General features: G+C 51.9%; 7 protein-coding genes. All 7 read left to right on the top strand.

Features of this window, described 5'->3' with window-relative positions; translation table 11 throughout:
• The coding region (locus tag FBQ85_25285) for a hypothetical protein (GenBank protein ID MDL1878447.1) at positions 1 to 636 on the top strand (636 nt) is incomplete at its 5' end.
• A complete protein-coding gene (gene blaOXA / locus FBQ85_25280) occupies positions 637 to 1,419 on the top strand; it encodes a class D beta-lactamase (protein ID MDL1878446.1) in 783 nt (260 codons plus the stop codon).
• A gap of 102 nt (positions 1,420 to 1,521) precedes the next feature.
• Positions 1,522 to 2,859, top strand: a complete 1,338-nt coding sequence (locus FBQ85_25275; GenBank protein ID MDL1878445.1) for a hypothetical protein — start codon at positions 1,522 to 1,524, stop codon at positions 2,857 to 2,859.
• Between the two features lie 111 nt (positions 2,860 to 2,970).
• Positions 2,971 to 3,471, top strand: a complete 501-nt coding sequence (locus FBQ85_25270; protein MDL1878444.1) for a hypothetical protein — start codon at positions 2,971 to 2,973, stop codon at positions 3,469 to 3,471.
• Between the two features lie 14 nt (positions 3,472 to 3,485).
• Positions 3,486 to 4,592: a hypothetical protein gene (locus FBQ85_25265; protein MDL1878443.1), complete on the top strand. Its 1,107-nt coding sequence runs from the start codon at positions 3,486 to 3,488 to the stop codon at positions 4,590 to 4,592.
• A gap of 6 nt (positions 4,593 to 4,598) precedes the next feature.
• Positions 4,599 to 5,636 carry a hypothetical protein gene (locus tag FBQ85_25260; GenBank protein MDL1878442.1) on the top strand — a complete coding sequence of 346 codons (1,038 nt, stop codon included), beginning with the start codon at positions 4,599 to 4,601 and terminating at the stop codon, positions 5,634 to 5,636.
• Positions 5,637 to 5,692: 56 nt separating this feature from the next.
• Positions 5,693 to 6,088 (top strand): hypothetical protein (locus FBQ85_25255; protein MDL1878441.1); only part of this gene is annotated, 396 nt, incomplete at its 3' end.

Genomic DNA, 6,088 nt, shown 5'->3' with positions numbered 1-6,088 from the left:
AGCACACCGACGATTTATCGCGGCAAGAGCCGTGACGAGTTGATCACAAATGCGCCCAAACACATTCGCGGCTATGATCCCTTGACCGGCAAGGAACTTTGGCGATTTGCCAATGACGAGCTGATCGTCCAAGTGCCGACGCCGTTCATCGCGCACGAGATGTTTTATCTCACCGGCGGCTGGCCGGGCGGAAGGCCAATCAAAGTGTTGCGGCCGAATGCAAGCGGTGACATTTCCTTGGAGGAGGGACAAAACGCCAATGCGCACGTGGCGTGGAAATCCGAACGCGGCGGGCCTTATGTTCCAACGCCGATCGTTTATGGGGATTATCTTTATTCCTGCACCGATAAGGGCGTGTTGACTTGTTTCAACGCGAAGACGGGCGAGCAAATTTATCAGCAGCGCATCAACGAGCAGAGTATCGGCTTCAGCGCTTCGCCGGTGGCAGCCAATGGTCACTTATACTTTGCCGGCGAGGACGGCGAAGTTTACGTGATCAAAGCCGGTCCGCAATACGAGCTGCTTGCCATCAACCCGATGGGCGAAGCGATGATGGCGACCCCGGCGATTGCGGACGACATGCTCATTATTCGCGGCCGGCATCATGTGTTCGGCATTGCAGAACGGAAAATGTAGATGATGATTCAAACCATTATAATTTTGCTCGCTGCGGCGGGTCTCTCTTTTGTTGATCAAAGCAAATGGGAAGAACGGCACGACTTTGCGAAATACTTCAAAGAGGCCGGAGTCGAAGGCGCGTTTCTGCTCTATGATTTGAAGAACGACAAGTATCTTGCGTACAACTCCGAACGTTTGCAGCAAGGCTACGTGCCGGCCTCGACTTTCAAAATTCTAAACTCTCTCATTGCGCTCGAAACTGGCGTGATCGCTGATGAAAATGAAATTTTTAAATGGGATGGCACAGTTCGCGACGTGACGGCGTGGAATCAAGATCACAACATGCGCACCGCGATGAAGTATTCTGCGGTTTGGTTCTATCAAGAGCTGGCGCGTCGCATCGGCCTGGAACGCATGCAACACTACGTCGATCTGGCAGACTATGGCAATAAAAATATCAAAGGCGGCCTCGACAGGTTCTGGCTGACGGGCGACTTGCGCATTACGCCGCGCGAGCAAATTGCGCTATTGGTTCGGCTCCATCAAAACACCCTGCCGTTTTCGCAGCGTGCGATGGATATTGTCAAAAACATTCTAATCTTCGAGCAGGGCGAGGATTATGTCTTGCGTGCAAAGACGGGCTGGTCTAGGCAAGTCGGCTGGTTTGTCGGCTATGTGGAGCACGCCAAGAATGTTTATTTCTTCGCAACCAATATCGCCCTCCTGAAGCCAGAGGATGCCAAGACAAGAGTTTCGATCACGAAAGCCATCCTGCGTGATTTGAGTTTGATCAAGGAGTGAAGCACTTGCGCGCTACGCTTAAATCGAATTACAAAACTCAGCACACATAAACAAATTCAGAAAATTTATTTTCTCACCTTCTATCTCGGGAGCGATCAAACTATGAGAGCTTTATCGCGTTTCATTTTATTGTTATTCGTGCTTGTGGGATCAGTCGACGCAAGTGCTGGGCCTAAAAATTCCAATTGGTCGCAATGGCGCGGCTCGGACGGCACCGGCGTTTCATCCGAAACCAATTTACCTGCGGAATGGAGCAGCAGCAAGAACATCAAATGGAAAACGCCGCTTTCCGGCAGCGGCAATTCTTCGCCGATTGTATGGAATAACAGAATTTTTCTCACGGCAGAAATCGAAGGCGAGGTTGTCCCGGGCGCGCAAGCGGTCAAGCACATCATCGATGGCCAGGAATTCAAACATCCCGACGCGGTGGGCGCGGATCGCCAGCACACGTTCAAAGTGATCTGCCTCGATCGTGATACTGGCAAACTACTTTGGGAACAAACGGCCTACGAAGGCACGGTCTACGATGATCGCCATCGCAAGAGCAGTCACGCTTCGCCTACGCCGGCAACCGATGGACAATATGTTTTTGCCTACTTCGGCACCGAAGGCTTGTACTGCTATGATTTCAGCGGCAAGCAAATCTGGAAAACTTCGCCAGGCCCAATTGCCACTCTCGGGATGGGCACGGCCACGTCGCCGGTGTTGTTTGAGAATCTCGTCATCTTGCAATGCGACGAAGACAACGGCGAGAAATCTTTCATGGTAGCTTACGACAAAAAAACCGGCAAGGAGATTTGGAAAACGCCGCGCCAAGTGCAGGCGAGCTGGACCACGCCACTCATCGTGCGCACGCCGCAACGCGCGGAATTGATCACCAGTGGCAACGAGCTGATCATCTCGTATGATCCGAAAACCGGCAAAGAATGGTGGCGCACCAAAGGCCACGCCAGCAACGCCATCGCCTCGCCGCTGGTTGGGCACGGCATGGTTTTCATCTCTGCGGGTTTTCCACTGAAGCGCACCATCGCCATCAAGCTCGGCGCCTCCGGTGAATTGGACAGCCTGGATGCGAATATCGTGTGGCGCTACAACAAAGGCTCGGCCTACGTTCCTTCGCCGATACTCCTCGGGGATTACGTGTATCTGGCTTCAGATCGCGGCATTCTTACGTGCCTCGAGGCAAAAACCGGTGCCGTGGTTTATGAAGGCGGGCGACTTCCGATTCCGGCAACGTTCACGGCTTCGCTAGTGGCCGTTGATGGCAAAATTTTGATGATCAGCGAAGACGGCGATACGTTCGTCATTAAAGCCGGCCCGCAACACGAGGTGCTGGCGACCAACTCCATCGAAGAGCCGGTGTTCGCCTCGCCGGCAATTTCCAATGGCATGATTTTCATTCGTGGCGAGAAGCATTTGTATTGCATTGGCACAAGGTAATGGCAGAATGATTTGACGACAGAATGATACAAAAGCTTTTAATGATTCTGCCATTAAATCATTCTGCCATTCGCCGTTCTTTCGAAATTATCCTGGAATAGGAGAGCATAAATGAAATTTAGAATCACATTTCTCTGTGTAACCATGCTGCTCAACGTTTTCAGCCTTGCCGCGGACAAGCCCAATTTCAGCGGCACGTGGGTGCTGGATAAAGACAAGAGCTTCAGCAATCCCGCCGGACTCGAGCAGACCATGACCATCACGCACGAGAATGATCAGATCAAGCTCACCGGCAAACAAAAGACCACGCGCGGCGGTGAAGTCGATCTCAACGAGAGTTATACATTGGATGGCAAGCCAAGCGACTTCACGCCGCCGAATCCGCCGAATGCGAAAGGCAAACGCAAAGCCTCATGGCTTCGCAACAACAAAGGGATTCTCATTGAAGATGAAATTACTTCGACTTCTCCTGAAGGCCAGGAGGTGACGCAGCAGATCACCCGCAAATGGCAACTTTCGCCGGATGGCAGCACGCTGACGATTGATTACTACTTTGACGGCCCGCGCGGCTCCTTTGAAAGTAAACGTGTTTTTGTGAGGAAAAAAGACTAATGCATGAAAAAAATATGATCAAACAAATTTTTGCCGCCGCATTCACGTTTTGCCTCAGCTTGCCATTGCACGCGCAAATCATTCCCTTCGACTCGAACCGTTGGGAAATCGACGCCAAAGAAAGCCGTGTCGAAGAGTATCTTGGCCGGCCAAGCCTTTTTCTGAAGGGCGGATTGGCGCTGGTCAAAGACTCGAAATTTCTCAACGGCATTATCGAATTCGACATTGCCTTTTCCCCGGAACGCACTTTTGTCGGAGCCGTCTGGCGTGCACAGGACAAGCAGAACTATGAAGAATTTTATTTTCGTCCGCACCAATCCGGCAATCCGGATGCGAACCAATACACGCCCGTTTTTAATGATAATGCCGGTTGGCAGCTTTACTACGGTGAAGATTATGCGACACCGACACGCTATCGCTTCAATGAATGGATGCACGTGAAAATCGTTGTCGCCGGCAAGCAGGCGGAAGTTTACATCATGGACATGGAAACGCCTGCGCTTTTCATTCCCGAGCTTAAGTTTGAACCGGCCTCCGGCCAGGTCGGTTTGAGTGCAGGAAATAATAATCCGGCGCATTATTCAAATTTTTCTTTCACCGCTTCGGAGATGCCGGTGCTCAAGGGCAAAGCCAAACCTCCGAAGCCCGCGCCCAAGGGCGTGATCACGGCGTGGTGGGTTTCAAATGGTTTTCCTGAAAAAAATTTGCAGGGCAAATTTCAACTGGGCGAAGCTGACAAAACCGGATTGACTTGGAAGAAGTTGGAATGCGAAACGACCGGCATCGCCAATCTCTCGCGCTTGCTCCCGCTCGATGAGCAGAGCAACACGACATTCGCCCGCGTCATCATCAACTCTGAGCGTGAACAGATTAAAGAAATCAAATTTGGCTTCAGTGATCGCGTGCGCGTTTTTTTCAATGATCATCTGCTCTATGCCGGAACCGACAATTTTGTCTCGCGCGATTATCGCTTTCTGGGCACTGTTGGCTTGTGGGATGCGGTTTATTTGCCGTTGAAAAAGGGCCGCAACGAGTTGTGGCTGGCGGTTTCGGAAGATTTCGGCGGCTGGGGCATCGTCGCTGCTATCGAGGATGTGAACGGCGTCCAGATTCAATATTGAGAGCGGATGATGTTTCCAATCCGGCACTTTTCCACAAGCGCGATGATCCTTGCTCTGTTCCTCAATCTAATTTTCGCAGCCGCATCAAAATATGAATGGAATCAGGCGGGGGAGACTGATTCATTGACGGTCAGAAACGCGCACGCCATGGCTTATGACAACGACCGTGAAAAAGTGATGCTCTTCGGCGGCGCCGATGATCGCCGCGTGTTGGGAGACTTGTGGGAATGGAACGGCAAAACCTGGCACAAAATTTCTGCGAGCGGACCGGTGCCGAGAACGTTTTCGTCGATGGCTTATGATGGTGATCGCCAGCGCCTCGTTCTGTTCGGCGGCAATCGCGTGCTGTTTGGAACGGAGAATGACAAAGACACTTTTCTCGATGACATGTGGGAATGGGACGGTGCACGTTGGCAGATGATCAAAACCACGACGCCTCCTGCCCGCGCGGAAGCGTGCATGGTTTATGATAGCGCGCGTCGCCGTCTCGTGTTGTTTGGTGGATATAATGTTGTTGCCGGCAAAAGAACCCGTTTCGGCGATACGTGGGAATGGGATGGCAAAACTTGGGAACGAGTGAGTAATAGCGGACCATCCCATCGTAACGGTGTGACGATGACTTACGATCCCATTCACCGGCGCGTTATTCTTTTTGGCGGCAATGGCCCTTCGGGCGAAACCTGGACGTGGGACGGCAAGAGTTGGAGTGAAATAAAACCCGCCATTGCTGCAGGCCGCTTCAATAGTGTCATGGCATTTGATGAAGCGCGCCAACACGTGCTGCGATTCGGTGGCTGGAATGGCAAGACTCGCGTTGGCGATACGTGGATCTTCGATGGAATTATTTGGAAACAAATTGACGCCGCTGGGCCGGAAGCGCGCAATCATGCCGCGATGGTCTATGATGCCAAACGCCAACGCCTCGTGCTCTTTGGCGGCCACGACGGCGAGAGAGTTTTCGGTGATACTTGGGAATGGAATGGCAGCAAATGGTCGTGGCTGGCATTTCACGAACCTCGTCCGCGAGTAGATAACGGCCATTAGCAGTAAAAATGGAATGGCGTAGTATGTTTGAAAACAAAATTGTGCAAAGACAAAGTATGCGCGCTCAAAAAATCGCAACGTTGTTGCTCGGCATTTTCATTTTCGGTTGCAGCCCGGAAAAGCAATCTCCCGAATCGACCGGCGCAGATGCGTCGCCGGCTATGCGTTCTTATCAAAAGGCGCAAACGATTTTAAATGCCGGCATTGCCGCTTTGGGCGGCGCGGAAAAAATCAAAACGCTTAAAAATATTTCCATCGAGTATGAGGGCTTGCGCCACATGATCAATCAAAGCCGCAGGCCGGAAGGTCCATGGGATAAAGAGCCGTCCACCGGCAAAATCATCATCGACCGCAAAAATAATCGCCTGTACAATTTGAGCAGCAACTCCCATCCCGGCATCGGCGCCTTCGGAATGAGCTGGGCCATCACCGGTCGCGAAGGTTTTCATATT

The organism is Cytophagia bacterium CHB2 (assembly GCA_030263535.1).
Taxonomy (GTDB): domain Bacteria; phylum Zhuqueibacterota; class Zhuqueibacteria; order Zhuqueibacterales; family Zhuqueibacteraceae; genus Coneutiohabitans.
This window is presented reverse-complemented; position numbering and strand designations above follow the sequence as displayed.

Coding starts and splice junctions, on each gene's coding strand:
- blaOXA (MDL1878446.1), top strand. CDS start 637: ATGATGATTCAAACCATTATAATTTTGCTCGCTGCGGCGGGTCTCTCT.
- FBQ85_25275 (MDL1878445.1), top strand. CDS start 1,522: ATGAGAGCTTTATCGCGTTTCATTTTATTGTTATTCGTGCTTGTGGGA.
- FBQ85_25270 (MDL1878444.1), top strand. CDS start 2,971: ATGAAATTTAGAATCACATTTCTCTGTGTAACCATGCTGCTCAACGTT.
- FBQ85_25265 (MDL1878443.1), top strand. CDS start 3,486: ATGATCAAACAAATTTTTGCCGCCGCATTCACGTTTTGCCTCAGCTTG.
- FBQ85_25260 (MDL1878442.1), top strand. CDS start 4,599: ATGATGTTTCCAATCCGGCACTTTTCCACAAGCGCGATGATCCTTGCT.